This is a genomic window from Planococcus halocryophilus (assembly GCF_022489025.1).
Classification (GTDB): domain Bacteria; phylum Bacillota; class Bacilli; order Bacillales_A; family Planococcaceae; genus Planococcus; species Planococcus halocryophilus_A.
Genome location: NZ_JAKVTG010000017.1, coordinates 1 through 25,913 on the forward strand (window position 1 = coordinate 1; position 25,913 = coordinate 25,913).

Sequence of the window (25,913 nt, forward strand, 5' to 3'; positions counted from 1 at the left end):
CATGGTTTAGAGTACTCATTTCTTGTACAGGAAATTCATAGCGATCTTGAAGTTCCAGTGGCTTTTCTTGCTGACATCTTATGAGTTTCTTCTATATAATGTAGACATCTTTTATAAGGTGATTATCTTTTAGTTCCCAAGTGAAAAGTCAAATAGTAAAGTGGAAAAAATAATAACATTCCTCCTCAGAAGTTATTATATAGAAGAGTGGCAAATCTGCTGCTCTTTTTCTTTTTTGGTCCTTTACATTTAATTATTTGTAGGCTAGTATATATTTATAACATATACAGCAACATATACATTTAAACCGAATCATCTAAATTTAAACTAGCAAGTTATACTTAAATATAAACCTTATCTCTTCTTTGGGTTTGTTTTAAAAAAATAAAAATTTAACTAAATAGGTTTTCAGTATCTTTCTTTATGTGAAGGATATTTATTTCCTATGGTTGAATTTTTACTTTAAAACAAATTTGAGGAGGATTTTTTTATGACAAGAAAAATAGGTGTAGGATATGTGAGAGTTAGTTCAACGGTGCAAAGTGAAGAAGGGTTGAGCCTCACTCACCAACGCTCAAAGATTATTAAGTACTGTAATGATAACAATATCAAACTACTAGAAATGTTAGAGGATGCTGGAAGAAGTGGTTACAATATCAGCGATGATGAGAGTAAAAGAAGGCCAGGTTTAATACTCTTGTTGGATGCAATAAAGAACAAGAATATTGATTATGTTGTTATAACTAAAAACGATCGTTTAGGTAGGGATCAGCAAGAAAAAGGGTTTATCAAGCGCCTTTGTCGTAAGCACAGAGTAGAGATTATATACATAGATCAGCCGGGTTTAGCAGGTGCAGCAAGCACACCAACAGAAGCAATGATTGATAATTTACTAGATATTCTTGACGAATTTTACAGCATGAATCTAGGTATGGAAGTAAAGAAGATTCACGGGGACCTGGCTAAGAAGGGGTTGTATACGGGTGGAAGAGTTCCTCTTGGTTACAAACTGCATGAGTCAGTAAATTTAGCGGGAAAGAAAGAAAAGATTTTAGTTGTAGACGAAGAAACCGCTCCTGTTATTAGGTTAATCTATCAGATGTACTTATCTGGTAAAGGAGTCAATAGAATCGCCATTCATCTAAATAAAATAAAAGCACTTAATAAGGGAGATTGGTCTCAATTTTCAATCGCTGTTATCTTGAAGAACCCGAACTACTATACCCGCGTCTGGAATCGGAGTGAAAGTCGTAGAGTTCATGGATATGTAAAGCCGGAAGAAGAATGGATATATGCGGAAGGAGAGCACGATACGATTATTTCGGAAGAAGACTGGAAGGCTGTACAGGATCTAATGGCAAAGAAGAATAAGAGTTTAGGAAGAAAAGGGAAAAAGAACGAGAACAAGAATACTAGACATGATAGCCGCTATTACGGAAAATACATTCTTACTGGAATGATCAAATGCACTACTTGTGGGAAGGCTTACACATCAACCAGAACGACAAGCAAACGAAGTGGAACAGTTGGGTACTACTTCCGTTGTCCGTCCGCTAAAAACTTACCGAAAGACCAAAAGTGCAGTAACAGCCTGAACATGCAAAAATTAGATATGGTTATTTGGGAACAACTATGTAAGTTCCTTACTCCTGAACAAATTGCTACTGAAATTGATAAGGCTTTGAAAGAAGAAGGGGAAAAGAACAAAGTTCAAAACGAAAAACACCGTGACTTCCGCAAACGCATTAAGGACAATCAAAAGACAATTGATAATTTAATGAAAGTAGTTTCCAAAATTGATATAAGTGTTGAAGCGAACATGCGTGCTTTTGATAGATATAATCAGAGGTTGAACGAACTAGAAGACGAAGTTGAAGAATTAACAATGAAACTAAACAATCTTGGCGAACCGCTCCCAGAAGAAGTTAAGTTTCCGATTGACTTAGAAATCGTGAAGAAAGAATACCTTATTAACCCAGATTACATTAACTACCTAGATGTAGAAGTTACTAAGGCTATCGTGAATACGTTGGTAGATAGAATTGAGGCTACTCGTATGGATAGTAAGCATACGGCTCTAGAAATCTTCTTTAAATTTAATCACCCTTCTATTCGTGAACTTATTGACTTTAGAAAAAGAAATCTTAAACAAACCAATTTACCAATCGTATCTGATGTAAATACAACGAGTGAGGAAGATTATGCTGCCTTTACTCATTTTTTATCGGACCTGTACGTGCCTTTGGCCATTGGAGAGCCGTCTCCATAGTGAGATAAAAACGTCAAAACCTTTACTGGTTTTGGCGTTTTTTTGTGGGTTTAAAACCGTTTTCAGTCGCTATATCGGTAAAATAGCTGTGCCTTCCTGCGGGCTTGCCTGGCTAACCAAAGTGGATTTCGACATTTTACTGTCCCGCGCGAGTCTCTGTTGTTTTACTACATAGCTTTAGTTCTACTTTTATAAAATTAATAATGGTACTCGAATAGATAATTGAGCAAGCTATTTCGAATCATTAAGAGAAATAGAACAAGCATGACAGATTAGGAAGTATGAGGATGTGAAAATATGGTATGGTAATTAAATGGAAAATAGCAATTGGTAGAGGACTCATACAAAAATGAAAGGAGGAAAAAACCAGATGAATTTTGAAGTTACTTTTACTTTCGCATTACTTGTTTTGATAGTAGGTCTAATGTCTGCATTTTTCATCAGCAAAAATCAGGACAAGAAAATCATGAAAATCATTTGGGGCGTCACATTAATGATTGTAGTTGCTCCGTTATTTAGTTGGTTAGTTTCACAATTATATGGAATTTATGAAAAAAGTGGTTGGGCAGCTGTAGCACTTTCCGCTATTTTATTTCCTGTTATTTTTTTATTTGGGTTAATTGTATTGCTGACAGGAGTTTTTCAAAAACTAAAAGATAAAGTTCGAAGTTAATACCGTGTTAAAAAAGAAATTGCTTAAACCTTTTTTGCAATATTATAGTAGTCAATTAAATATGAATCATATTCAGTGCAACACGTTTATGAAATATTAATGGAGATGAACCCATGATTTCACAGGCTCTTATACTAGAAGGTAACAAAATTTTAATGGTTAAACAATATGTTCAACGAGGGGATATCGTGTGGAATTACCCGGGCGGTGGGATAGAAGATGGTGAAACAACCGAACAAGCTTGTATTAGAGAAGTGAAGGAAGAAACGGGTTACGATGTAATAGTTAAACATTTGATTTTTGAGAAGTCTTATAAATATACATTCATTGCGGAAATTGTAGGAGGTAAGCTTTACTTAGATTCTTCTATTGAAGCCAATAGCGATATAATTGATAGTGCATGGATTTCAATTAATGATTATGAAAAGTTTGATAAAATCACCGCTCCATTACTATATCTACTCGTTAATCATGAAACTACGAAAATACTTTAGTAAGCACAAAACGTCAAATCTTCTTATGGTTTTGGCGTTTTTCGTACGTAAAGTCATTTAAATGTATCTTTACGTACTGAGGTTTTTCATGAGCTTTTACTCATATATTTCCAACATATCATAGCCAAATTAACTTCTAGTAAAAATATGAAAAACCATCGAACCTTTACCAATTACGAACGTCCTATTACCGTATGACTTCGAAAGAGGTGGCGTAATGGGATTTTGGTATTTCTTGATTTTATTAATGGGACTGATTTTGTTTGTCTTTGGACTATTCATGAAAAAGCGATTTAAGTTACCCATTCGGATTGGGTTAATATTTACAGGGATCCTTTTTATAGCGCTCTCACTGTTCATGTTTTCGCCAGGAAGTGCTGAAATTATTGTGGATGTATTTAATTTGAATCGATCTTAGGCACCCATAAAAAATGCTATTTCTACTAAATAATATAGCAAACTCTTTTTGCTTATTGGAAAACGAGCGAGCACGTCAAAATGGTTAATGTTTTTACAGCTCTATACAATGTGCTACAATAACCGACATTATGTTTGAAGGGAGAATACCCATGATTAAAAAATGGTTTTTAACAATCGTACTTGGAGGATCCATGGTAGCGTTAGCTGCTTGTGGTGATGATACAGCTAAAGAAACAGAAGGTGAAGAAACGCCGCAAGAAGAGGTTGCAACAGATCAAGAAAGTACTGAGCAACCGGAAATACCAGAAGCTGATTTAGAAGGTATTCCAGAAGTTGTTGCAGAAGTAAATGGTGAAAAAATCTCAAAAGAGGATTTTGAATCTATTTATACAGGACAGTTCGAACAAATGGCGATGCAAGCCCAAATGTCTGGACAGGAAGTTGACCAAAGTCAGTTAAAAGAGCAGGTTGCGGATAGCTTAGTTGCGCAGGAATTACTTGTTCAAGAAACAGAAAACCAAAAACTGACTGCATCAGAAGAACAAAAAAATACAGCGCTAGAAGAATTAGCTCAGCAAAATGGTTTGAAGTCTTCGGATGAATTATTGGCAGCTTTAAAAGAACAAGAGATTTCTGAAGAAGAAGTTATGAAACAAATAGAGACACAAGTGAAAATCGAGCAGTTGATTGCCTCAGAAACTGGCGAAATCAAACTGACAGATGAAGAACTACAGACATATTATGATGAGGCAAAAGTTCAGCAAGAAGAAGCGGGCGGCGAAGAAATTCCAGCTTTTGAAGAAGTAAAACCGCAAATTGAAGAACAATTGAAAACGCAAAAAGAAAGCGAAGCAACACAAGCGTTAATCGCAAAACTTCGTGAAAAAGCAGAAGTTACAATTAACCTATAAAAAAAAACCAGATTCCTTGTGAATCTGGTTTTTTATTTATAAGGATCATAGAAGGAAACAAAGATGTATTAAGATTTTTGTAACCCATTTCCCAGGGTTTTATAGCCAATTGTCAATCAGTGGATTTGACAGGACCGGAAATTTTCCGTATCCTTTAGACTTGTGATAAAGAGAAACTTCAGCCAGCGGGGGCTCTTCTTCCTCCGCTGATTTATAGTTGATCAGTTTGGACTTTGACGGTCAGTGGACGGCTATTTATATGAATAGGGTCTGCTGGCCGTTAAAGCGGCAAAAAAAGAAAGAGGAGAGGGATTATATGAAAAAAGTAACCAATGTTTTTTGGATTGCTCTTGCACTGGCATTACTGGCCATTGGCTTCGGCGCATTTGCACCCGATAGTTTTGCAGAAGTTACAGGAAATATAAAAACATTCCTAACAACTTCGTTCGGATGGTATTATTTGCTAATCGTTTCTATCATTGTTCTATTCTGTTTGTTTTTCCTTGTCAGTCCGATGGGGCAAATCAAATTAGGTAAAGACTCAGATAAGCCCGAGTTTTCATTTGGGACATGGATTGCCATGCTGTTTTCAGCAGGAATGGGAATCGGTTTAGTATTTTGGGGAGCTGCAGAACCGATATCGCATTTTGCGATTAATCCGGCAACTGCTGAACCTGGAAGCGCTGAAGCTATGCGTGAATCAATGCGTTTCAGCTTTTTCCACTGGGGAATCCATGCATGGGCTATATACGCCGTCGTGGCATTAGCACTAGCATATTCTCAGTTCCGAAAAGGGGAACCTGGATTAATCTCCGCTACGTTAAAGCCAATATTTGGAGATAAGATGAAAGGTCCTTGGGGAACGTTTGTAGACATTATTGCTGTTTTTGCAACAGTAGTTGGTGTTGCGACGACTTTAGGCTTTGGCGCTATTCAAATTAACGGTGGACTTGCGTATTTGTTTGACGGGATACAAGAAGATGACTTTTTCGTTCAACTAATTATTATTGCGATTGTAACGGTATTGTTTATGATTTCAGCATGGAGTGGGCTAAGTAAAGGAATTAAATACCTTTCAAATGCCAATATGGTGCTAGCTATCGCTTTACTAGGAGCAATGATAATTCTTGGACCAACTTTATTAATCATGAATATGTTTACTGATACAATCGGTACTTATTTCCAAAATCTAATTCAAATGAGTTTCCGTGCAGCGCCAATTGATGGCGAAAATCGTTCTTGGATTGATGGCTGGACAATCTTTTATTGGGCTTGGTGGATTTCATGGTCTCCATTTGTTGGTATATTCATTGCACGTGTTTCGAGAGGACGAACAATTCGTCAATTCCTACTAGGCGTTTTGATGATTCCTGCATTCGTTAGTTTTCTTTGGTTTGCGGCTTTCGGTACAACGGCAATTGATGTTCAACAAAGTGGTGTAGATTTAACCGGATTATTGACAGAGCAAACTTTGTTTGCAGTCTTTAATGAGTTGCCATTTGGTGTATTGCTTTCAGTTATAGCGGTATTCCTAATTACGACGTTCTTTGTTACTTCTGCCGACTCTGCGACATTTGTCCTTGGAATGCAAACAACAGGTGGTTCACTGTATCCGCAAAACTCAGTGAAATTGACATGGGGAGTTGCACAATCAGCAATCGCTGTAATTCTTTTGTCTACTGGTGGACTTGATACATTGCAGACAGTATTAATTATTGTGGCATTCCCGTTCTCCATCATTATCTTATTAATGATGGCATCCTTCTATAAGGCAGTAACAATCGAATACAAAGCTATAAAACGTAAACGTTAAAACCGCCGCTTCGGCGGTTTTTTCAATACATAAGCGTTATAATAGAACTCACGCAATAAAAAGATGGAGGATTTATAGTATGGGGAAACCACATGTATTATTAGTAGACGGAATGGCGTTATTGTTTCGCTCTTTTTTTGCGACATCTGCTGTGAATCAGTATTTTAGAACAACTGAAGGCTTGGCGACAAATGGCGTACAAGGATTTACTCGTCACGTATTAGCGGCAAAAACAATGATGAAGCCAACACATATGGCAGTATGCTGGGACATGGGATCTAAAACTTTCCGCACCGATTTGTTCGACGGTTATAAAGCAAATCGACCAGCACCTCCAGAAGACATGGTGCACCAGTTTGACTGGGCGCAAGAAATTTCTAGTCAACTTGGTTGGAAAAATTACGGCGAAGCGGGGATTGAAGCCGATGACTTTATTGGCTCCTTTACGAAGCAATGGCAAGACCAAGTAGATTTCACCATCATCACAGGGGACAAAGATATGCTGCAATTGTTGACGCCTTCTGTCAATATTGCGTTTATGAAAAAAGGCTTTCACGTTTACGACGTTTATACAGAAGCACGGTTTATTGAAGAGTACGGCATTCAACCTTCTCAGTTTGCAGATGTAAAAGCGTTTATGGGCGACCCGAGTGATGGTTATCCTGGCGTAAAAGGCATTGGACCAAAAACGGCTCTTCAACTTATTCAAACCTATGGTTCAACGGATGGCGTACTAGAAGCTATCGACGAATTAAAGCCGGCACAGAAAAAGAAAATTGATGAGCATAAGGAAATGTTATTATTATCAAAAAAACTGGCTGTCATCAAATGTGACATCCAGTTGGACGTGTCGCTAGAAGAAATTACCGTTCCTAGCTACACGAATGACCATATTCAATTATGTCGCGACCAACAATTAACATTGCTCGCTAAACAGCTCGAGAAAAATATTGGTGTTACAACTGATCCTTGGGTATGATTTTAACAAAAGTTAATACGTTCTGATTTTCTTGATAAGAAACCGTCCGCAATTTGCTGGGGCGGTTTTTTTGTCCGTTGTCATGAATATAAAGGATAAGGTCATTTGTCTTTTGCTCAAAGCCAATTAACGGTACCCAGTGATAGCGATATAACGGTTTTGAAAACCAATGAAACGTGAAATAACGATCAAACTTCATCGCAAGTGGACGACCAGCCAGCAATTCTTCTTTTACTTCTTGAATAGTGTTAATTTTTTTTACTTCATAGCGAATGCCACCGATTTTTCGGAAGTTTTTTACGAGTCTCCAAGTAAATAACCCGATCGGAGTCGTACCGAGTAAACGGTAAAGTTGGTTAACCCCAATTTCAAGCTGCTCATAATGTTGCAATATGGCTGCTATAGTTACTGGACCACATGCAGAAGACCGATATTTTTTCGAAATGCGTTCATCGTATTGGGAAAGTCCTTGAAAAGCGATGAGTTTTTTCATGGGTTAGACCTCCGCATCATCACTTACGATTTATAAAATCACATTTTGGGTACCAATTTTTTATTTTCATTAAGTAAATGTTCAAGTGCTACTTTAAAAGTCGTATAAACTTCTAATTCAACTTGAATGCCGGCATGGACAATTTCACGTACAAATAGCGGATTAAAGCCGACATAAATAGCGCGTAAGCCCATTAAGCCAAGAGCAGAGTTTAATTGGCTTAATTCACTTGCTAGTCCATTATAGTCAAACTCCATCAAGTCATCAGTAGTTACTCCTGTAAAATCGAAGATAACCCGTTCGGTATCTCGATGTTTTTCTGCATACTCTAAAACTGCCGTGCGGATCATATCGAAACGGTCCGTAAAAATAAAACCTGCGATTGGCACTAAAATCGTTTTGGGCACAACCGATGGAATAATCGGGGCCGACATATTTTTTATCAGCTTTTTAAAATACACTAGCTGTTCTTGTAATTGTTTTATTTCCTGTTGTGGATCCATTCTTATACCTCCGAAAGTTGTTATAAGTGTCAATCGTATAGCTGTTCACACTATAACATTTTTTATATGAATTGGTACTTCTTATAGTATAGCGAAAAAAACGAGTAGGCGGGGGCCTACTCGTTTTGATCGTTTAAAAAGTTTGTAACAGATTCAGGTGATTTAGCGTTTGCACTGTGAAGGTGAGCTGTTTTTTCTCCGCCTTTAAATACTAGCAAGCTTGGAATTCCCATTACATCATATTTTTCAGCAAGTTCTGGAAGTTCATCGCGGTTAACGTCTACCCATTGGTATTGGTTGTATTCTTCAACGATTGGATCAATAAACATATCCATTCTTCTGCAGTCTGGGCACCAACCAGCTTGGAATTTTACGATGACAGGTTGTTCACCGTTTATAGTTTCGTTAAATTGTTCAGTTGTAGTAAGTGATTTCATTTAGTGTGCCTCCTTATAGGTTCTCTTCCAGTTTACCGTGCTTTTAGTAAATCGCAAATTATTTGTCTTTGAAAATTTTAGGGAATTTTAACGATTAAATATTGCGAAAATAAGGAAAATAACTTACACTAAGAGACATAGGAGAACGTTCTATTTTTTTAATCTAAAAATGAATGAGTATTCATTCAAAAATTCAAGGAGGGTTTGCTAGTGGCTTACCAAATTAGAAAAGCGGCTGTACTCGGTTCAGGTGTCATGGGTTCAGGAATTGCAGCGCACCTTGCAAATATAGGAATTCCAGTTGTGTTACTTGATATTGTTCCGCGTGAATTGTCGAAAGAAGAACAAGCAAAAGGATTATCGCTTGAAGACAAAGCGGTACGCAATCGCATGGCAACAACATCCATTCAAAAACTACTTAAACAAAAACCAGCTCCATTAACAGCTAAAAAGAATCTTCAGTTGATCACACCAGGAAATTTAGAAGATGATTTAGAAAAACTAAAAGATGTTGATTGGATTATAGAAGTCATTGTTGAAAATCTTGATGTAAAGAAATCATTATACGAAAAAATTGACGGTGTAAGAAAAGTGGGAACAATTATTTCTTCAAATACATCAGGCATTAGCATTAACGCAATGGTTGAAGGACGTTCAGAAGACTTTGGCAAATATTTCTTAGGAACGCATTTCTTTAATCCACCACGTTACTTGAAATTGCTCGAAATCATTCCAGCAAAAACAACAGCTCCAGAAGTATTAGAGTTCATGACAACATTTGGAGAAAATCAATTGGGTAAAGGCGTGGTTATTGCAAAAGATACACCAAACTTTATTGCTAACCGAATTGGGACTTACGGTTTGCTTGTCACGTTACGCGAGATGATGGTGCGCGGCTATTCGATCGGCGAAGTAGACTCTGTAACTGGGCCATTAATCGGTCGTCCAAAATCAGCAACGTTTAGAACATTAGATGTTGTAGGTCTAGATACGTTTATGCATGTTTCTAAAAATGTATATGATCAAACTTCAGGCGAAGAACAAAAAGTGTTTGACGCACCAGAATTTATGAAGAAAATGGTAGAAAACGGCTGGCTAGGAGCAAAATCGGGCCAAGGTTTCTTCTTGAAAAAAGACAAAGAGATTTTAGAACTCGATCCCGAAACATTGGAGTATCGTCCAGCTGGCAAATTGAAAACGCCTTCACAAGAAGTGGCGAAACAACAAAAAGGTCTCGCAGCTAAAATGAAAACACTTGTTTATGCAGAAGATCGTACCGGCGAATTACTTTGGAGTATACTTTCTCCAACATTACGCTATTCGGCTGAATTAAACGGGGAAATTTCAGATGACATTGTTGCTATCGATAATGCTATGAAATGGGGCTTTGGTTGGCAACAAGGACCGTTTGAAACATGGGATGCAATTGGCGTTAAAAAATCTGTAGAAAAAATGATACAAGAAGGCCATCCCGTTCCAGCATTTGTACAAGCTCTAATAGATAGTGGGAACGAAAATTTCTATAAAGAACAAGACGGTGATCTACATTTCTTTGATGGCACGACTTATAAGCCAGTACCAGTCAATGAAAAAGTCATTGATTTAAAACGCTATAAGAAAAAGCATGGTGTCATCAAATCTAACTCGGGTGCCAGCTTAATCGATTTAGGCGACGGAATTGCGTTATTAGAATTCCATTCACGTTCAAATGCAATTGGTTTAGACATTATGCAAATGATCAATTTCGCAGTTGATGAAGTTGATAAAAATTACAAAGGACTTGTCATCGGCAATCAAGGCAAAAACTTCTGTGTCGGTGCTAACTTGGGCATGATCTTAATGGAAGCGCAAGATGACAATATTTTTGAACTTGATTTCACAATCAAAACGTTCCAAAACGCCATGATGAAACTCAAATACAGCAACAAACCAGTTGTTGCAGCACCATTTGGAATGTCTCTTGGAGGCGGTGCAGAAGTGACATTACCAGCAGCTCATATTCAAGCTTCAATGGAAACATATATGGGTCTTGTTGAAGTGGGTGTTGGGTTAATTCCAGGCGGTGGCGGTAACAAAGAGCTTTATATGAAACAGTTGAAAGGCTTGCCAAATGGCGTCACGATTGATTACTTGAATATCGCTACGAAAGTATTCGAATCAATCGCGATGGCTAAAGTGTCAACTTCAGCAGAAGAAGCACGTGAAAACAACTTCTTAAACTTTGTAGATGGCATCAGCGTTAATAACGACCATCTCCTATACGATGCAAAGCAAGCAGCTCTTTCATTGTATGAAAATGGTTACCAAGCACCATTACGCGAAAAAGTTCCAGTTCCAGGTGAGCCAGGCTATGCAACGCTTCTTTTAGGCGCAGAAGGCATGTTCATTTCTGGTTATATTAGCGAACACGACTTGAAAATTGCTAAAAAACTAGCATTTGTTCTAGCGGGCGGCAAAGTTCCATACGGCACAAAAGTAGATGAGCAATATTTACTTGACCTTGAGCGCCAAGCGTTCTTAAGCCTAGTAGCAGAACCAAAAACCCAGCAACGTATGCAACATATGCTGGTTAAAGGAAAACCATTACGTAATTAATCGTTGATCATAAAAGGAGGAAATACACATGCGTGAAGCAGTAATTGTGGCCAGTGCTCGAACACCGGTCGGAAAAGCGACAAAAGGTTCTTTAGCAACTGTGCGACCGGATGATTTCGGTGCATTAGTTGTTAGAGAAGCGCTACAGCGAGCTGGCGGTTATGACGGACCAATTGATGATTTAATCATGGGGTGCGCGATGCCAGAAGCCGAACAGGGCATGAACATTGCTCGTAACATCGGAGCACTTGCAGGATTGCCGGACACAGTTCCCGCTGTCACCGTAAACCGTTTCTGTTCTTCAGGCCTTCAAACAATCGCTTATGCGGCAGAACGGATTATGCTCGGATCAGCCGAAGCGATTATCGCAGGCGGTGTAGAATCAATGAGCATGGTGCCAATGATGGGTAACGTTATTCGCCCAAACTCTAAATTAGCTGAAACAGCTCCTCAATATTATATGAGCATGGGTCACACAGCAGAACAAGTTGCGACGAAATACGGTGTGAGCCGTGAGGACCAAGATGCATTTGCAGTTCGCTCTCATGAAAAAGCGGCAGCAGCCATCGCAGCTGGACACTTTGATGATGAAATCGTACCAGTTGAAGTAACAAAGCGTTACGTCGACGAAAACAATAAATACCAAGAAAAAAACTCTATGTTCTCAATGGACGAAGGCGTTCGTCACGGAACGAATTCAGACGGACTCGGTAAGTTGCGTCCAGCTTTCTCAGCACGCGGATCGGTTACGGCTGGGAACTCATCTCAAACTTCAGACGGAGCCGGTGCATTGCTGGTTATGGACCGTGAAAAAGCAGAAGCACTTGGACTCAAACCAATTGCGAAATTCCGTTCATTCGCAACAGGTGGCGTTCCACCAGAAATTATGGGGATCGGACCGATTGTCGCAATTCCAAAAGCATTAAAATTAGCTGGACTAACGATTGACGACATCGATGTTTGGGAACTAAACGAAGCATTCGCTTCTCAATCACTCAGCGTTATTCGGGAACTTGGTCTGGATATCGACAAAGTAAACTTTAACGGCGGTGCCATCGCACTCGGTCACCCACTTGGTGCAACAGGCTCAATTTTAACCATCCGCATGATGAGTGAGTTAAAACGTCAAGGCAAACAATTTGGTGTCGTAACGATGTGTATCGGCGGAGGAATGGGCGCAGCAGGCGTCTTTGAAATGCTATAGAGAATAAGTGTAGAGTAATAGTCGCTTCGGCCGCTTTGGGCATGGCTCCCGCCATGAGCCGAGAAGAGCACTCGTCTCATAGCTTCGCCTAGCCCGTGGACGCGCCTGCGCTATTAGCTGTCTTTTGAAAAGATATTAAAACTCGATTGTTATTAATTGAAGCGAAAGTTCACCAATAAAATTTAAAAGAATGAGCGGAAGGCGGCGACTCCTTGGGGATCAGGCCGAGGTGAAGACCCTGGACTGAGCAAAGCGAGGGAAGCGGCTTTAGCCGGCCCCCCAGGAAAGCGTCCGCCTGCAGCGAATTCTTTAGCCTACAATCTATATAAGCAAGTAAAAACTAGGAGGAATTTAACGTGGAACAAGAAAAAACATTGATCAAAGGCGGAAGCTTTTTAATCGAAGATGCAGACCTATCACGCGTGTTCACACCAGAAGACTTTACTGAAGAGCAAAAAATGATCGCGAAATCTACAGAGGATTACGTCAACACTGAAGTAATGCCAGTCGTTGAAAAGTTAGAAAATCATGAATTTGAACATTCAGTTCGTTTATTGAAAACGGCTGGTGAGCTTGGTCTTTTAGGTGCGGATGTTCCAGAACAATACGGTGGTCTTGGATTAGACAAAATCGCTTCGGCTTTAATTGCTGAAAAAATGTCTAAAGCAGGTGGTTTTTCGATTACTCACGGAGCACACGTAGGAATTGGATCATTACCAATCGTTTTATTTGGTAACGAAGAGCAAAAACAAAGCTATTTGCCGCGTTTAGCAACTGGTGAAATGATTGCAGCTTACGCATTAACTGAGCCGAGTTCAGGGTCTGACGCATTAGGCGCTAAAACAGTCGCGAAGTTAAATGAAGCAGGTACGCATTACGTACTAAACGGTGAAAAGCAATGGATCACCAATGCTGGATTTGCGGATGTGTTCGTTGTATATGCAAAAATTGATGGGGACAAATTCTCTGCCTTTATCGTTGAACGTGAATTCCCGGGCGTGTCTGTTGGACCAGAAGAAAAGAAAATGGGCATTAAATCATCTTCAACACGTACGTTAATTCTTGAAGATGCAGAAGTACCTGTGGAAAACCTACTAGGCGAAGCAGGACGTGGACATATTATCGCGTTCAACATTTTGAACATCGGTCGTTATAAATTAGGGGTAGGCACAATTGGTGCTTCTAAACGTGCAATGGAATTGACGATTCCTTATACAAACCAGCGTCAACAGTTTAAAACACCTATTTCATCGTTTAATTTAACACGCGAAAAATTAGCGACAATGGCATCTAAATTATATGCAGTTGAAAGTTCGGTTTATCGTACAGTTGGATTGTTTGAAGATCGCATGAGCGGATTTACAGATGAGCAGCAAGCAGATGGCAAACTAGTAGCCGATTCAATCGCAGAATTTGCAGTAGAATGTTCGTTAAACAAATTCTTCGGTACGGAAACATTGGACTATATCGTAGACGAAGGCGTTCAATTGCATGGTGGTTACGGCTTTATGCAAGAATACGAAATTGAGCGGATTTACCGCGATTCTCGAATTAACCGTATTTTTGAAGGAACAAATGAAATTAACCGCTTGCTCGTACCAGGTACATTATTACGTAAAGCAATGAAAGGCGAATTGCCGTTATTGCAACATGCTCAAAAATTGCAAGAAGAGCTATTAATGATGATGCCAGAAGAAGTAGGAACAGAAGCGTTAGACCAAGAAAAATACTTGGTGAAAAATGCCAAGAAAATTGCTTTATTAGCTGCAGGATTAGCTGCACAAACGTATGGCTCTAAACTAGAAGCTGAGCAAGAAGTGCTTGTCAACATTGCAGATATCGTAAGTAATGTCTTTGCTATGGAGTCAGTTGTGCTTCGTACGGAGAAAGCAATTGCCGCTTCAGGTGAAGAAAAAGCGAAGCAAAAACTTCTTTATACACAAATTTATTGCCAAGAAGCATTTGATCAAATTGAACGAGATGCAAAAGAAACATTAATCGCTGCAATCGAAGGTGATAACCAACGCATGATGTTATCGGCTTTACGCAAATTAACACGTTCTACGCCATATAATGTAATTGCGAAAAAACGTGAAGCTGCTGTTAAGTTGATCGACGTTGAAAAATACGTCGTGTAAGACAATCTATGATATGGCAATCCCGCTTATAGTGGGGTTGCCTATTTTTATTCATCGACCAATGTCTTTCTTTTTGGTAAGCTAAGAAAAAAGGGAGGTTCTAACTTGATTACCTATTACGCATATCCTAAATGTATGACTTGCCGTAAAGCGAAAAGCTGGCTAGAGAAAAATGGTGTAGAGTACAATGAAATACATATATCAGAAAATCCACCAACGAAAGAACAACTTGCGGAAATTCATAAAGCTAGCGGCTTGGAATTAAAGAAGTTTTTCAATACGAGTGGTTTGGTTTATCGCTCGCTTAGTTTGAAAGATAAGTTGTCTGAGATGAGCGAAGATCAGCAGTTAGAGCTACTTGCTTCTAATGGGATGTTGATTAAACGTCCACTAGCATGGGATGGCGAAAAAGCGTTACTTGGCTTTAAAGAAGCAGAATATCAAAATACGTGGCTATAAGGGCATAGCGGCAACTTGTATTTCACCGCTGTTTATGTCAAACTAAATTTGAATGAACTACATAATTTGGAGGGGTCAAGATGAGCACACCGGCAGAACTTCGTTATTCAAAAGAACATGAATGGGTTAAAATCGAAGATGGCAATGCACGTATCGGCATTACTCATTTCGCACAAGCTGAATTGGGAGACATCGTTTTTGTTGAACTTCCGCAAGTTGGAGACGAGCTGAAAAAAGATCAACCTTTCGGTAGCGTTGAATCCGTTAAAACGGTTTCGGAATTGTATGCACCAATTAGCGGTAAAGTGATTGAAGTTAACTCTGAGCTTGAAGACAGCCCGGAATTTGTTAACGAATCGCCTTACGAACAGGCTTGGATGGTCGTTATCGAAGCCCCTTCTGAAGAAGAAGTTAATGAATTGATGACTGCAGATCAATACAAAGAAATGACAAACGAGTAATTTCCGAAAAGCGCCAGCATCTTGGCGCTTTTTTTATTGGGTTTTAGAAGCTGGATTTCTTCTGAGCTTGAAAATGGACTATGACCTCTATCATTGGTATTTTTAAAGTAAGCAAATTGATAAAGAGATTTATTTTCTGTGTCAATTAGTTTTTGGAGCATTAATATGTGGTGACTAGAAAATAGGACTTATCATATTCTTGATTCGATGGGGTGAGGGTTATGAAGGTGATTGTTGTAGAGGGGATTAGCGATAAGTTAAGAATCGCACCACTCATTGCAGAACCCGTGACGATTCTTTGTACAAATGGTACAGTTAGTGCAACAAGACTTGAAGAACTGTTGCTACCATATGAAGGTCAGGATATCATCATCTTGGTGGATGCAGACTCCTCTGGAGAAAAGCTGCGGAAGCTAGTAAAGCGTGAGTTTCCTGAAGCTAGTCATTTTTATATCGACCGGTGCTATAAAGAAGTCGCCGCAACGCCGCTTAGGATATTAAAGGATTTACTCATCACAGCGAATATTCAAGTTAAAAAGCTATTAATAGAGGGATGAAGAATATGAAAGAATGGACACATAAAGAATGGTCAAAAGAAAAAAATACGCAAGACGTAACCGCCTATTATTTATATACACCGATGTGTGGAACGTGCCAAGTAGCTTCTAAAATGTTATCGGTCATCACGGAATTGTTGCCAGACTTACCAATGGGCAAAGCCAACTTGAATTATGTTCAAGAAATTGCGGATCTTTATGAAGTGGAAAGCGTACCTTGCCTATTAATTACAGAAGGTGGCAAACTAAAAGAAAAAGTTTATGCTTTTCATTCGGTGCCTTATTTATATAATAAGTTAAAAGCTGTTGACGAATACAGTCGGTCATGGTAAATTAGTTTTCTGATAAGAAAGCGAGAGCGCTTATTACAGGTTTACTTGTTAAATAATTTCATATTGAACTCTTATTAAGAGCGGTGGAGGGAAGTGCCCTATGAAGCCCGGCAACCGTCATGAAAATGAAATGGTGCCAATTCACTCAGAGCGAAAGCTTTGACAGATGAGAGATTGGTTTCCGTATAATATACGTTTGCCCTTCTGCTCATTTATGCGCAGAAGGGCTTTTTATTTTAGGATTTAGGGGTGTTAGAAGAATGATTGAGTTAAAGAAGGTAACAAAGAAATTCGATACGGGCAAAGCGATTCTTACAGCCGTTGACGAAGTCGAATTCTCCATTTCCGATGGAGAAATTTTCGGGATCATCGGATATAGCGGAGCAGGAAAAAGTACATTGATCCGTTTGTTGAATGGTTTGGAAAAACCGACATCAGGAACTGTAGAAATAAACGGTCAAATGATCACAGCAATTAAAGGTGGAGAATTACGCAAAGCCCGCCAAAAAGTCAGTATGATTTTCCAACATTTCAATTTACTTTGGTCTCGTACTGTAAAAGAAAATATTGAATTCCCACTAGAAATTGCCGGAGTGGCCAAATCACAACGAGGAAAGCGAGTACAAGAACTTATCGAGCTTGTTGGATTAGCTGGTCGTGAAAACGCATATCCTTCCGAACTGTCTGGCGGACAAAAGCAACGCGTTGGTATTGCTCGTGCGTTAGCAAATGACCCAGAAGTGTTGTTGTGTGATGAAGCAACATCAGCACTTGATCCAGAAACGACAGATGCTATTTTAGATTTACTCGTAGACATTAACAAACGTCTAGGATTAACCATTGTGTTAATCACCCATGAAATGCATGTTATTCGGAAGATATGTCATCGCGTAGCTGTAATGGAAGGCGGTCGAGTGGTTGAACTTGGAGATGTCTTAAATGTTTTCCAATCACCACAAGCTGAAATTACGAAGCGCTTTGTTGCACAAGTAGCCGACAGTGGAGATTCACAAGAAACTATTAAAAACTTGCGGGAATTATATCCCACAGGTGAATTAGTGAAATTGGTCTTTCTTGGTGAACAAACTGAAAAGCCTCTTTTAACAAAATTGATTCGCAGCCATTCGGTTGACGTCAATATTGTTCAAGGTAACATTTCCCATACACAGCGAGGAGCGTACGGAACATTGATTTTGCAGTTAAAAGGTTCCCCAGCAGAAATTGAAGAAGCATTAGCATTTCTTCGTGCAGAAGATATTCAAGCGGAGGTGATGCAAAATGATTGAGTCTTTATTTCCAAACGTTGACTGGGAAAGCATGTGGGAAGCGACACTTGAAACGCTATATATGACGACGATATCGACTTTATTTACATTTATTATTGGGTTGGGACTTGGGATTCTCTTATTTTTGACAGCGCCTAAGCAGTTATGGGCAAACAAAGTGGTCAATTGGTTGACCGGTGCATTCGTCAACATATTCCGTTCTATTCCATTTATTATCTTAATCATTTTATTGATCCCATTAACTTTATTGCTAATGGGAACAATACGAGGTCCAAATGCGGCTTTACCGGCATTGATTATTGGTTCTGCTCCATTTTATGCACGAATGGTCTTGATCGCGTTAAAAGAAATCGATAAAGGCGTCATTGAAGCAGCTCGGTCAATGGGCGCGACAACTGGCACAATTATTTGGAAAGTATTATTACCAGAATCGAAACCCGCGTTAATCTCTGGTATTACAGTTACGGCTATCGCATTAGTTGGCTATACAGCCATGGCAGGAATTATCGGAGCAGGTGGTCTTGGTACACTTGCTTTCCTAGATGGCTTCCAACGAAGTCGTGAAGACGTCACAATGATGGCAACAATCTTAATTTTAATTATTGTCTTTATCATTCAGTATATTGGTGATTTAGTCACAATTAAAGCTGACAAACGGTAAAAACGGATTTTCCGTTCTATAAATAACACACTAAAGGGAGAGATTGAGATGAAGAAATTTGTAGTAGGAACAGCGTTAACAGCATTAGTACTAGCAGGATGCGGAAATGGTGGAGCGAGCGAAGAAGAATCTGCAACATTACGGGTAGGGGCTTCTAACGTGCCTCACGCTGAAATTTTAGAAAAAGCGAAGCCTATGCTTGAAGAAAAAGGAATTGACTTAGAAATCGAAACGTATCAGGATTATATCCTGCCAAATAAAGATTTAGAGTCTGGTGAAATTGATGCCAACTATTTCCAAACGGTGCCTTACTTAGAAACTCAAATAGCTGATAATGGTTATGAGTTTGAAAATGCTGGAGGGATTCATATTGAACCAATCGGTGTTTATTCACAAAAATATGCTTCTCTAGATGAACTACCACAAGATGCAACCATTTTGATGAGCAACTCGGTATCGGAGCAGGGTCGTATTTTATCGCTGCTTGAGGTAGAAGGCTTAATCACATTGGCAGAAGGTGTAGATAAAACATCGGCTGAAGTGAGTGATATTGTTGATAATCCTAAAAATTTACAGCTTGAGCCAGACTATGAAGCAGCTTTACTTGTTCAATTGTATGAATCAGGTGAAGGAGATGCAGTCTTGATCAACTCCAACTATGCAATTGATGCTGGCATCAGCCCTCTAGAAGATTCAATTGCAATAGAATCATCTGACTCGCCATATGTAAATATTATTACTGTGCGTGCAGGTGATGAAGATAACGAAAATGTGAAAGCATTAGTTGAAGTGTTAACATCTCAGGAAATTCAAGATTTCATTTTGGAAGAATGGGGCGGCTCAGTAGTACCAGTAGATTGATAAGTAGAAAGCATCCGAAAGGGTGCTTTTTTATTTGTTTTCAAAACAATAAAAATATTGCGTGTTTTCTTTTAGAGCTTACAATCTAATAAGGTCTGTGCTATTTTTGAATAATAAAAAAAGAAACAATTGTTCATATGAGGGGGACAGGTGGATGAAGTTCAATTTTGGTTTATTGCCACGTATAGTAGTGGCGATTGTTTTAGGAGTACTTGTTGGTTTAGTTGCACCAGAATGGCTAGTGCGTGTTTTTGCAACATTCACATCGATTTTTGGTAATTTCTTAAACTTTGTTGTACCACTAATTATTCTTGGATTTATTGCTCCAGGAATTGCGAAATTAGGAAAAGGGTCTGGTAAATTATTAGGAGTCGCTACTGGTATCGCTTATGCGTCAACAGTTACGGCTGGTGTATTAGCATTTTTTGTAGCGACAACTGTATTGCCTAATTTTATGAAGCAAGGATCGTTGAGCAATTTGGAAGATCCGGAACATGCATTAGCATCTTCGTTTATTGCACTTGAGATGACACCTTTATTTGGTGTAATGGCTGCCTTGATCTTGGCTTTTCTATTAGGTATCGGTATGGCATCAACAGGAAGCAAAACCATGGTATCGTTTTTCGATGAATTCCAAGCAATTATCGAAAAAACAATTTCGTATATCATTATTCCACTTTTACCATTCCATATTTTGGGAATATTCGCCAATATGGCATATGGTGGAGCTGTATTTGAAATCTTGTCGTTATTCGGGATTGTCTTCTTAATGATTATCATTCTTCACTGGACAATGCTAATGCTTCAATATTCAGCAGCTGGTGCGTTAAAAGGAAGAAACCCATTCTCCATTTTAAAAACAATGATGCCCGCCTATTTTACGGCATTAGGAACTCAGTCTTCAGCAGCAACAATTCCGGTTACTTTGCGCCAAGCTCGCAAATCTGGAGCAAACGAGCGAGTAACTGATTTTACCGTTCCATTGTTTGCGACAATTCATTTATCGGGTAGCACAATCACATTAGTATCTTGTGCGATTGGTGTTGTGCTATTAACAGGTGGAGTACCATCATTCGGTAGTTTCTTCCCATTTATTTTAATGCTAGGCGTTACGATGATTGCGGCACCAGGTGTTCCGGGTGGAGCTGTCATGGCAGCAATCGGTTTGCTACAAAGTATGCTTGGATTTGACGAAACAATGGTAGCGTTAATGATCGCACTTTATTTAGCGCAAGATAGCTTTGGTACTGCGGCTAACGTTACAGGAGATGGTGCATTAGCGCATATCGTTGACCGTTTTACAAATGGGCGTAAAAGTTTAGGGTAATAAAAGAAAGTCTGGCGATTGCGACTATTTCCAAATGCTGTTCTATTGGTAATTTTTGTGTTATTATAACGATGATATTACACAATAGGAGGAACCATCATGAAGAAATTGTGGGCAATTGGACTATCAGCAACATTTTTATTAACGGCTTGTTCTGAAGAAGAGTCAACGGAACCAAAAGAAACAACTACTAGCACTGACACTTCTGATGACACGTCAGAAGTAAAAAGAGAAATGATGAAATTTTACATGGCAATTCCAAACACAATCAATGCTGTAGATGCAGACTTGAATACGTTTGAAATGGGCCAAGCAGAAGAATCTTTACCAGAAGGTGAAGAACTTCAACAAATGAAAGACGCAGCAATTTCTGCTAGCAACGAAGCAGCAAAAGCTGTTGACTCATTAGAAATTCCAGAAACATTAAAAGATCAAGAAGAACAAATCACTTCAGCATTTTCTGTTATGGGTGAATCATATGAACTAAAAGCTGAAGAATTATCAAAAGAAACGCCTTCTTTTGAAGCGGCAAATGAGAAATTTAATGAGGCGGATGCTCAGTTAAATGAAATACTTGAAGAACTAGGTCTAGCTGCTTCTAGTATTTATAACGAAGTATCACAATAAATAGTTAACCCTTTAACGAGCAATTGTTAAAGGGTTTTTTTTATTAAATAAATCTAAGACAATAGTTCTATTTTCAGATTAATTAGATTATTCGGGTGTTTATTTGATAATTAATGGGGTATAATAACAAAGTAAATATTAAAAAAACAAGTTTGAAAGGAATGGTTCATTATTGAATCGAACGGAATAGACAAGACGGAGAAAATGGAACAAGCATTTAGAAATGCACATGGCTTCGGAATTGATGAATATCAAAATAATACTGAAAAAATTGTTGAAGTAGAACAGCGCCGCGAACAAGACTATCAGCTAGGCCAAAAAGTAGCCGGCCAGATCGAACGGCAAGTTCATAGAGACTGAATTTAGCATATAAGAGTGTAAAACCAGCATCCTCGGATGCTGGTTTTTTATTGATATGGATTCTCAATTAGTGTTCTTTTATTGAAAATATAAAAGCATGACAGTTATCAGGTCCAGCTTTTGTAAATAAGTGAGAAATCCAGCAATCTAAATTGATTTACCTTCATTTTAGATGTGGTTTAATGATTTGCCAGTAAGGTGAATATGAGTTAAGATTAGAATGATACTAATTAAGGATGGTTCGCCATTCGAATATTAACTTTATGGAGGTATATACATGTCAACTTTAGTCATTAAAGATTTACACGTTAAAATCGAAGACAAAGAGATTTTAAAGGGTGTAGACTTAACAATTAATACAGGTGAAATTCACGCAATCATGGGGCCTAACGGTACTGGTAAATCTACTTTAGCATCCGCAATTATGGGACACCCTAAATACGAAATCACACAAGGATCTATCACTTTGGACGGCGAAGACGTTCTTGAAATGGAAGTAGACGAACGCGCACGCGCTGGTCTTTTCCTAGGTATGCAATATCCAAGTGAAATTTCAGGCGTCACAAATGCTGACTTTATGCGTTCTGCAATGAATGCACGTCGCGAAGAAGGCGATGAAATTTCATTGATGAAATTCATTCGTGAATTGGACAACAAAATGGAAGTGCTCGACATGGAACAAGAAATGGCGCAGCGCTACTTAAACGAAGGCTTCTCAGGCGGAGAAAAGAAACGTAATGAAATTCTTCAGCTAATGATGATCAAACCGACAATCGCTATTTTGGATGAAATTGACTCTGGTTTGGATATCGATGCTTTGAAAGTTGTTTCAGACGGTATCAACCAAATGAAGAGCGAAAACTTCGGTTGCTTAATCATTACCCATTATCAGCGTCTGTTGAACTATATTACGCCTGACCACGTTCACGTAATGATGCAAGGACGCGTTGTTAAATCAGGTGGAGAAGAACTTTCTCTTAAACTTGAATCTGAAGGTTATGACTGGATCAAAGTTGAACTTGGTATTGAAGACGAGACTGTAGGACAAGCATAATTGAAGGGAGAGACTAGCATGACGGTTGAAACAAATTTAAAAATGACCGAGCAGGACGTGCGCTCTTTTTCAGAAATGAATGGTGAACCTTCATGGTTTACTGAGCTTCGTCTTCGTTCGTTTGGGGAAGCGCAAAGCTTGCCACTACCAAAGCCAGATAAAACAAAAATTCTTAGCTGGAACTTTACAGATTTCCCAGTTCATGCTGTTGAAAGTGCGAAGTTCGAATCGCTTGAAGATTTAACAGAAGATGTTAAAGCTATTGTAGATTTAGAACAAAAAAACCTTTATATCCAACACAATAATACACCTGCATTTTCTCGTGTTTCTGAGGACCTTGCAGCACAAGGTGTTATTTTGACGGATATTTTCACAGCTCTACGTGAACATGGCGATTTGGTCAAAAAATACTTTATGACAAATGGCGTGAAAACGGATGAGCATAAATTGACAGCGTTAAACGCTGCATTGATGAATGGTGGAGCTTTCCTTTATGTTCCGAAAAACGTTGTTGTAGAAGAGCCGGTTCAAGTGGTCTTTTATCATGACGACGCTGACGCATCATTGTTTAACCACGTAATTGTTGTTGCTGATACGAGCAGTAAAGTAACTTATGTGGAAAACTATTATTCAACAGTTCCACATGCGAATGGCTTGGCAAACATCGTGTCAGAAGTTTTTGCTGAAGATAACGCACAAATTACTTACGGTGCGGTAGATACATTAGCAGAAGGTTTTATTACGTATGTAAACCGCCGTGGCATTGTAGCACGTGATGCACGTATTGAATGGGCTTTAGGCATGATGAATGATAGCGATACAATTTCTGAAAACACAACGCATTTGATCGGCGATAATTCTTTTGGCGATACGAAAAGTGTAGTAGTTGGACGGGGATCGCAAAAACAAAACTTTACAACTCAAGTCGTTCATTGGGGTAAAGATTCAGAAGGATTTATTTTGAAGCATGGTGTTATGAAAGACTCATCTTCTGCGATTTTTAATGGGATTGGTAAAATCGAACACGGCGCAACTAGATCTAACGCAGTACAAGAATCACGCGTACTGATGTTGAGTGAAAAAGCACGTGGAGATGCAAACCCGATTCTTTTAATCGATGAAGATGATGTAACAGCAGGACATGCGGCATCAGTTGGTCGCGTAGATCCACTTCAATTGTATTATTTGATGAGCCGCGGTATTACAAAACAGGAAGCTGAACGTCTTGTTATTCACGGTTTCTTGGCACCAGTAGTTCGAGTGTTGCCAATCGAAGGCGTTAAAAAGCAATTGACGGAGGTTATCGAAAGGAAAGTCCGCTAATGATCAACAAAGAGATAAAAAGCTATTTTCCAATACTCAACCAAGAAATAAATGGTCACCCACTGGTTTATTTGGACAGTGCCGCTACTTCACAAAAGCCAGTTCAGGTCATTGAGGCATTAAAATCTTATTATGAATTAGATAATGCTAACGTACACCGAGGCGTTCATACGCTCGGGAACCGTGCTACTGAACATTATGAAGGTGCACGTGAAAAAGTTCGGAAATTCATCAATGCTAATTCAATGGAAGAAATTATTTTCTTGCGGGGAACGACAACTGCCATGAACCTCATTGCGCAAAGCTACGGCCGAGCCAATGTTCAAGAAGGCGACGAAATTGTCATTACCTATATGGAACATCATTCCAATATTATTCCATGGCAACAATTAGCTAAAGAACGTGGAGCCATTTTAAAATATGTTGAGCTTGAAAAAGACGGCACGATTTCGTTAGAACAAGTCCGCGCAGTCGTGACGGAACGAACTAAAATCGTCTCAATGGTTTATGTCTCGAATGTTCTCGGCACGATGAATCCAGTAAAAGAAGTAGCACAGATTGCGCATGAAAATGGAGCAGTTATGGTAGTTGACGGTGCTCAAGCAGCACCTCATCTTAAAATAGATGTTCAACAATTAGACTGTGATTTCTTTGCATTTTCTGGCCACAAAATGTGTGGACCAACTGGTATCGGCGTTCTTTACGGCAAAAAAGAATTATTAAACAATATGGAACCTGTAGAATTTGGTGGAGAAATGATCGATTTTGTTGGTTTATACGATTCGACATGGAAAGAGTTGCCTTGGAAATTTGAAGGTGGGACACCAATTATTGCAGGTGCTGTTGGATTAGGCGCAGCTATAGATTTTCTTAACGAGATTGGTTTAGATGAAATTGAAAAGCATGAACACCAAATGGCTGCTTACGCAATGGAAAAAATGAACTTAATCGAAGGATTAGATATTTATGGACCAACCGATCCACAAAAACGTGCGGGTATTGTGACATTCAACTTGAACGATGTTCATCCGCATGATGTCGCTACTGTCTTAGACATGAGCGGAATCGCGGTTCGTGCAGGTCATCACTGTGCACAACCTTTAATGAAATGGCTGGAAGTTTCAGCTACAGCACGCGCTAGCTTCTATTTATACAATGACGAGTCAGATGTTGACCGTTTAGTAGAAGGATTGCGTTCGGCAAAGGAGTATTTCAACGATGTCTTCTAATAACTTAGACCAATTATACAGACGTGTTATTATGGATCACTATAAGACGCCTCGCAACAAAGGGGCACTTGAAAACAATAGCGTTAATATCGAGATGAACAATCCGACCTGTGGAGACCGCATCCAACTGACTTTGCAGGTCGAAGACGGCATTGTCAAAGATGCGAAGTTTGATGGTGAAGGATGTTCGATTTCAATGGCTTCTGCTTCAATGATGACGCAAGCTGTCAAAGGGCAGGAAGTTGATACGGCATTAAAACTTTCCGGTATCTTTTCAGATATGATGCTTGGCAAAGAGTATGATGATTCGATTGATCTTGGTGATATTGAAGCGCTACAAGGCGTCTCTCAGTTTCCAGCCCGTATAAAATGTGCGACTTTGGCTTGGAAAGCGATGGAAAAAGGCGTGCAAAACGAAGAAAAATCGTAACATAGAACGGAGGAACG

General features: G+C 39.1%; 27 protein-coding genes and 1 riboswitch. Of the genes, 24 read left to right on the plus strand and 3 right to left on the minus strand.

Features of this window, described 5'->3' with window-relative positions:
• The first annotated feature begins 490 nt into the window (after positions 1–490).
• The 7 genes from MLE13_RS15180 (at position 491) to MLE13_RS15210 (ending at position 7,559) form a co-directional block, all read left to right on the plus strand.
• Positions 491–2,269 carry a recombinase family protein gene (locus tag MLE13_RS15180; RefSeq protein ID WP_240750560.1) on the plus strand — a complete coding sequence of 593 codons (1,779 nt, stop codon included), beginning with the start codon at positions 491–493 and terminating at the stop codon, positions 2,267–2,269.
• Between the two features lie 370 nt (positions 2,270–2,639).
• Positions 2,640–2,942: a hypothetical protein gene (locus MLE13_RS15185; RefSeq protein WP_240750561.1), complete on the plus strand. Its 303-nt coding sequence runs from the start codon at positions 2,640–2,642 to the stop codon at positions 2,940–2,942.
• Between the two features lie 113 nt (positions 2,943–3,055).
• Entirely contained in the window at positions 3,056–3,436 is a 381-nt protein-coding gene (locus MLE13_RS15190; RefSeq protein WP_240750562.1) for an NUDIX hydrolase, read from the plus strand.
• Positions 3,437–3,653: 217 nt separating this feature from the next.
• Positions 3,654–3,854, plus strand: a complete 201-nt coding sequence (locus MLE13_RS15195; RefSeq protein WP_240750563.1) for a hypothetical protein — start codon at positions 3,654–3,656, stop codon at positions 3,852–3,854.
• A 151-nt stretch (positions 3,855–4,005) separates the two neighbouring features.
• Positions 4,006–4,767 carry a SurA N-terminal domain-containing protein gene (locus tag MLE13_RS15200; RefSeq protein ID WP_240750564.1) on the plus strand — a complete coding sequence of 254 codons (762 nt, stop codon included), beginning with the start codon at positions 4,006–4,008 and terminating at the stop codon, positions 4,765–4,767.
• A 316-nt stretch (positions 4,768–5,083) separates the two neighbouring features.
• Positions 5,084–6,580: a glycine betaine uptake BCCT transporter gene (locus MLE13_RS15205; protein WP_240750565.1), complete on the plus strand. Its 1,497-nt coding sequence runs from the start codon at positions 5,084–5,086 to the stop codon at positions 6,578–6,580.
• 79 nt (positions 6,581–6,659) lie between these two features.
• Positions 6,660–7,559 carry a 5'-3' exonuclease gene (locus tag MLE13_RS15210; protein WP_240750567.1) on the plus strand — a complete coding sequence of 300 codons (900 nt, stop codon included), beginning with the start codon at positions 6,660–6,662 and terminating at the stop codon, positions 7,557–7,559.
• Here MLE13_RS15210 and MLE13_RS15215 read toward each other — a convergent pair.
• The 3 genes from MLE13_RS15215 to MLE13_RS15225 all read right to left on the minus strand — a co-directional run bounded on the left by MLE13_RS15215 (position 7,537) and on the right by MLE13_RS15225 (position 8,992).
• Positions 7,537–8,052: a C39 family peptidase gene (locus tag MLE13_RS15215; RefSeq protein ID WP_240750569.1), complete on the minus strand. Its 516-nt coding sequence runs from the start codon at positions 8,050–8,052 to the stop codon at positions 7,537–7,539. The two genes, MLE13_RS15210 and MLE13_RS15215, sit on opposite strands and share 23 nt — an antisense overlap.
• A gap of 38 nt (positions 8,053–8,090) precedes the next feature.
• Complete coding sequence (locus MLE13_RS15220; RefSeq protein WP_240750571.1) at positions 8,091–8,555, minus strand: STAS domain-containing protein; 465 nt, start codon at positions 8,553–8,555, stop codon at positions 8,091–8,093.
• A 116-nt stretch (positions 8,556–8,671) separates the two neighbouring features.
• A complete protein-coding gene (locus MLE13_RS15225; RefSeq protein ID WP_240750572.1) occupies positions 8,672–8,992 on the minus strand; it encodes a thioredoxin family protein in 321 nt (106 codons plus the stop codon).
• A gap of 210 nt (positions 8,993–9,202) precedes the next feature.
• Here MLE13_RS15225 and MLE13_RS15230 point away from each other — a divergent pair, with 210 nt between their 5' ends.
• The 17 genes from MLE13_RS15230 to sufU all read left to right on the plus strand — a co-directional run bounded on the left by MLE13_RS15230 (position 9,203) and on the right by sufU (position 25,896).
• Positions 9,203–11,587 carry a 3-hydroxyacyl-CoA dehydrogenase/enoyl-CoA hydratase family protein gene (locus MLE13_RS15230; RefSeq protein WP_240750573.1) on the plus strand — a complete coding sequence of 795 codons (2,385 nt, stop codon included), beginning with the start codon at positions 9,203–9,205 and terminating at the stop codon, positions 11,585–11,587.
• Between the two features lie 28 nt (positions 11,588–11,615).
• Positions 11,616–12,791, plus strand: coding sequence for an acetyl-CoA C-acetyltransferase (locus MLE13_RS15235; RefSeq protein ID WP_240750574.1), 1,176 nt, complete (start codon positions 11,616–11,618; stop codon positions 12,789–12,791).
• A 356-nt stretch (positions 12,792–13,147) separates the two neighbouring features.
• On the plus strand, positions 13,148–14,929 hold the full coding sequence (locus MLE13_RS15240; RefSeq protein WP_240750575.1) for an acyl-CoA dehydrogenase family protein: 1,782 nt from the start codon (positions 13,148–13,150) through the stop codon (positions 14,927–14,929).
• 105 nt (positions 14,930–15,034) lie between these two features.
• Complete coding sequence (locus MLE13_RS15245) at positions 15,035–15,388, plus strand: arsenate reductase family protein (RefSeq protein WP_276323963.1); 354 nt, start codon at positions 15,035–15,037, stop codon at positions 15,386–15,388.
• Between the two features lie 80 nt (positions 15,389–15,468).
• A complete protein-coding gene (gcvH, locus tag MLE13_RS15250; protein WP_008429509.1) occupies positions 15,469–15,849 on the plus strand; it encodes a glycine cleavage system protein GcvH in 381 nt (126 codons plus the stop codon).
• Between the two features lie 221 nt (positions 15,850–16,070).
• Positions 16,071–16,406: a toprim domain-containing protein gene (locus MLE13_RS15255; protein WP_240750576.1), complete on the plus strand. Its 336-nt coding sequence runs from the start codon at positions 16,071–16,073 to the stop codon at positions 16,404–16,406.
• Between the two features lie 5 nt (positions 16,407–16,411).
• Positions 16,412–16,738, plus strand: coding sequence for a thioredoxin family protein (locus MLE13_RS15260; RefSeq protein WP_065527834.1), 327 nt, complete (start codon positions 16,412–16,414; stop codon positions 16,736–16,738).
• A gap of 68 nt (positions 16,739–16,806) precedes the next feature.
• Positions 16,807–16,911, plus strand: a riboswitch (SAM riboswitch).
• 87 nt (positions 16,912–16,998) lie between these two features.
• A complete protein-coding gene (locus tag MLE13_RS15265) occupies positions 16,999–18,024 on the plus strand; it encodes a methionine ABC transporter ATP-binding protein (protein WP_240750577.1) in 1,026 nt (341 codons plus the stop codon).
• The gene (locus MLE13_RS15270) at positions 18,017–18,685 is read left to right on the plus strand and encodes a methionine ABC transporter permease (RefSeq protein WP_240750579.1); all 669 of its coding nucleotides are present in this window, start codon (positions 18,017–18,019) and stop codon (positions 18,683–18,685) included. The genes MLE13_RS15265 and MLE13_RS15270 overlap by 8 nt, the downstream gene beginning before the upstream one ends.
• Positions 18,686–18,733: 48 nt before the next feature.
• Positions 18,734–19,546, plus strand: a complete 813-nt coding sequence (locus MLE13_RS15275) for a MetQ/NlpA family ABC transporter substrate-binding protein (RefSeq protein WP_240750581.1) — start codon at positions 18,734–18,736, stop codon at positions 19,544–19,546.
• 154 nt (positions 19,547–19,700) lie between these two features.
• Positions 19,701–20,873, plus strand: coding sequence for a dicarboxylate/amino acid:cation symporter (locus MLE13_RS15280; protein WP_240750583.1), 1,173 nt, complete (start codon positions 19,701–19,703; stop codon positions 20,871–20,873).
• Between the two features lie 99 nt (positions 20,874–20,972).
• Positions 20,973–21,500 (plus strand): hypothetical protein, encoded by a 528-nt coding sequence (locus tag MLE13_RS15285; RefSeq protein WP_240750584.1) that lies wholly within the window; start codon positions 20,973–20,975, stop codon positions 21,498–21,500.
• Positions 21,501–21,704: 204 nt separating this feature from the next.
• On the plus strand, positions 21,705–21,860 hold the full coding sequence (locus MLE13_RS15290) for a hypothetical protein (protein WP_240750585.1): 156 nt from the start codon (positions 21,705–21,707) through the stop codon (positions 21,858–21,860).
• A 271-nt stretch (positions 21,861–22,131) separates the two neighbouring features.
• Positions 22,132–22,914, plus strand: a complete 783-nt coding sequence (gene sufC, locus MLE13_RS15295) for a Fe-S cluster assembly ATPase SufC (RefSeq protein WP_330217548.1) — start codon at positions 22,132–22,134, stop codon at positions 22,912–22,914.
• An 18-nt stretch (positions 22,915–22,932) separates the two neighbouring features.
• Positions 22,933–24,237 carry a Fe-S cluster assembly protein SufD gene (gene sufD, locus MLE13_RS15300; RefSeq protein WP_240750586.1) on the plus strand — a complete coding sequence of 435 codons (1,305 nt, stop codon included), beginning with the start codon at positions 22,933–22,935 and terminating at the stop codon, positions 24,235–24,237.
• Positions 24,237–25,466, plus strand: coding sequence for a cysteine desulfurase (locus tag MLE13_RS15305; protein ID WP_240750587.1), 1,230 nt, complete (start codon positions 24,237–24,239; stop codon positions 25,464–25,466). Before sufD ends, MLE13_RS15305 begins: the two co-directional genes overlap by 1 nt.
• Entirely contained in the window at positions 25,456–25,896 is a 441-nt protein-coding gene (gene sufU / locus MLE13_RS15310) for a Fe-S cluster assembly sulfur transfer protein SufU (protein ID WP_008429496.1), read from the plus strand. The genes MLE13_RS15305 and sufU overlap by 11 nt, the downstream gene beginning before the upstream one ends.
• Positions 25,897–25,913: the final 17 nt, after the last annotated feature.

What these genes read in the sequence shown, in the direction of transcription:
- MLE13_RS15195 (WP_240750563.1), top strand. Translation starts at nt 3,654, where the DNA reads ATGGGATTTTGGTATTTCTTGATTTTATTAATGGGACTGATTTTGTTT.
- MLE13_RS15210 (WP_240750567.1), top strand. Translation starts at nt 6,660, where the DNA reads ATGGGGAAACCACATGTATTATTAGTAGACGGAATGGCGTTATTGTTT.
- MLE13_RS15265 (WP_240750577.1), top strand. Translation starts at nt 16,999, where the DNA reads ATGATTGAGTTAAAGAAGGTAACAAAGAAATTCGATACGGGCAAAGCG.
- MLE13_RS15275 (WP_240750581.1), top strand. Translation starts at nt 18,734, where the DNA reads ATGAAGAAATTTGTAGTAGGAACAGCGTTAACAGCATTAGTACTAGCA.
- sufD (WP_240750586.1), top strand. Translation starts at nt 22,933, where the DNA reads ATGACGGTTGAAACAAATTTAAAAATGACCGAGCAGGACGTGCGCTCT.
- MLE13_RS15190 (WP_240750562.1), top strand. Translation starts at nt 3,056, where the DNA reads ATGATTTCACAGGCTCTTATACTAGAAGGTAACAAAATTTTAATGGTT.
- MLE13_RS15215 (WP_240750569.1), bottom strand. Translation starts at nt 8,052, where the DNA reads ATGAAAAAACTCATCGCTTTTCAAGGACTTTCCCAATACGATGAACGC.
- MLE13_RS15180 (WP_240750560.1), top strand. Translation starts at nt 491, where the DNA reads ATGACAAGAAAAATAGGTGTAGGATATGTGAGAGTTAGTTCAACGGTG.
- MLE13_RS15270 (WP_240750579.1), top strand. Translation starts at nt 18,017, where the DNA reads ATGATTGAGTCTTTATTTCCAAACGTTGACTGGGAAAGCATGTGGGAA.
- MLE13_RS15225 (WP_240750572.1), bottom strand. Translation starts at nt 8,992, where the DNA reads ATGAAATCACTTACTACAACTGAACAATTTAACGAAACTATAAACGGT.
- MLE13_RS15280 (WP_240750583.1), top strand. Translation starts at nt 19,701, where the DNA reads ATGAAGTTCAATTTTGGTTTATTGCCACGTATAGTAGTGGCGATTGTT.
- MLE13_RS15305 (WP_240750587.1), top strand. Translation starts at nt 24,237, where the DNA reads ATGATCAACAAAGAGATAAAAAGCTATTTTCCAATACTCAACCAAGAA.
- sufU (WP_008429496.1), top strand. Translation starts at nt 25,456, where the DNA reads ATGTCTTCTAATAACTTAGACCAATTATACAGACGTGTTATTATGGAT.
- MLE13_RS15205 (WP_240750565.1), top strand. Translation starts at nt 5,084, where the DNA reads ATGAAAAAAGTAACCAATGTTTTTTGGATTGCTCTTGCACTGGCATTA.
- MLE13_RS15200 (WP_240750564.1), top strand. Translation starts at nt 4,006, where the DNA reads ATGATTAAAAAATGGTTTTTAACAATCGTACTTGGAGGATCCATGGTA.
- MLE13_RS15290 (WP_240750585.1), top strand. Translation starts at nt 21,705, where the DNA reads ATGGAACAAGCATTTAGAAATGCACATGGCTTCGGAATTGATGAATAT.
- MLE13_RS15260 (WP_065527834.1), top strand. Translation starts at nt 16,412, where the DNA reads ATGAAAGAATGGACACATAAAGAATGGTCAAAAGAAAAAAATACGCAA.
- gcvH (WP_008429509.1), top strand. Translation starts at nt 15,469, where the DNA reads ATGAGCACACCGGCAGAACTTCGTTATTCAAAAGAACATGAATGGGTT.
- MLE13_RS15285 (WP_240750584.1), top strand. Translation starts at nt 20,973, where the DNA reads ATGAAGAAATTGTGGGCAATTGGACTATCAGCAACATTTTTATTAACG.
- MLE13_RS15255 (WP_240750576.1), top strand. Translation starts at nt 16,071, where the DNA reads ATGAAGGTGATTGTTGTAGAGGGGATTAGCGATAAGTTAAGAATCGCA.
- MLE13_RS15185 (WP_240750561.1), top strand. Translation starts at nt 2,640, where the DNA reads ATGAATTTTGAAGTTACTTTTACTTTCGCATTACTTGTTTTGATAGTA.
- MLE13_RS15220 (WP_240750571.1), bottom strand. Translation starts at nt 8,555, where the DNA reads ATGGATCCACAACAGGAAATAAAACAATTACAAGAACAGCTAGTGTAT.
- MLE13_RS15235 (WP_240750574.1), top strand. Translation starts at nt 11,616, where the DNA reads ATGCGTGAAGCAGTAATTGTGGCCAGTGCTCGAACACCGGTCGGAAAA.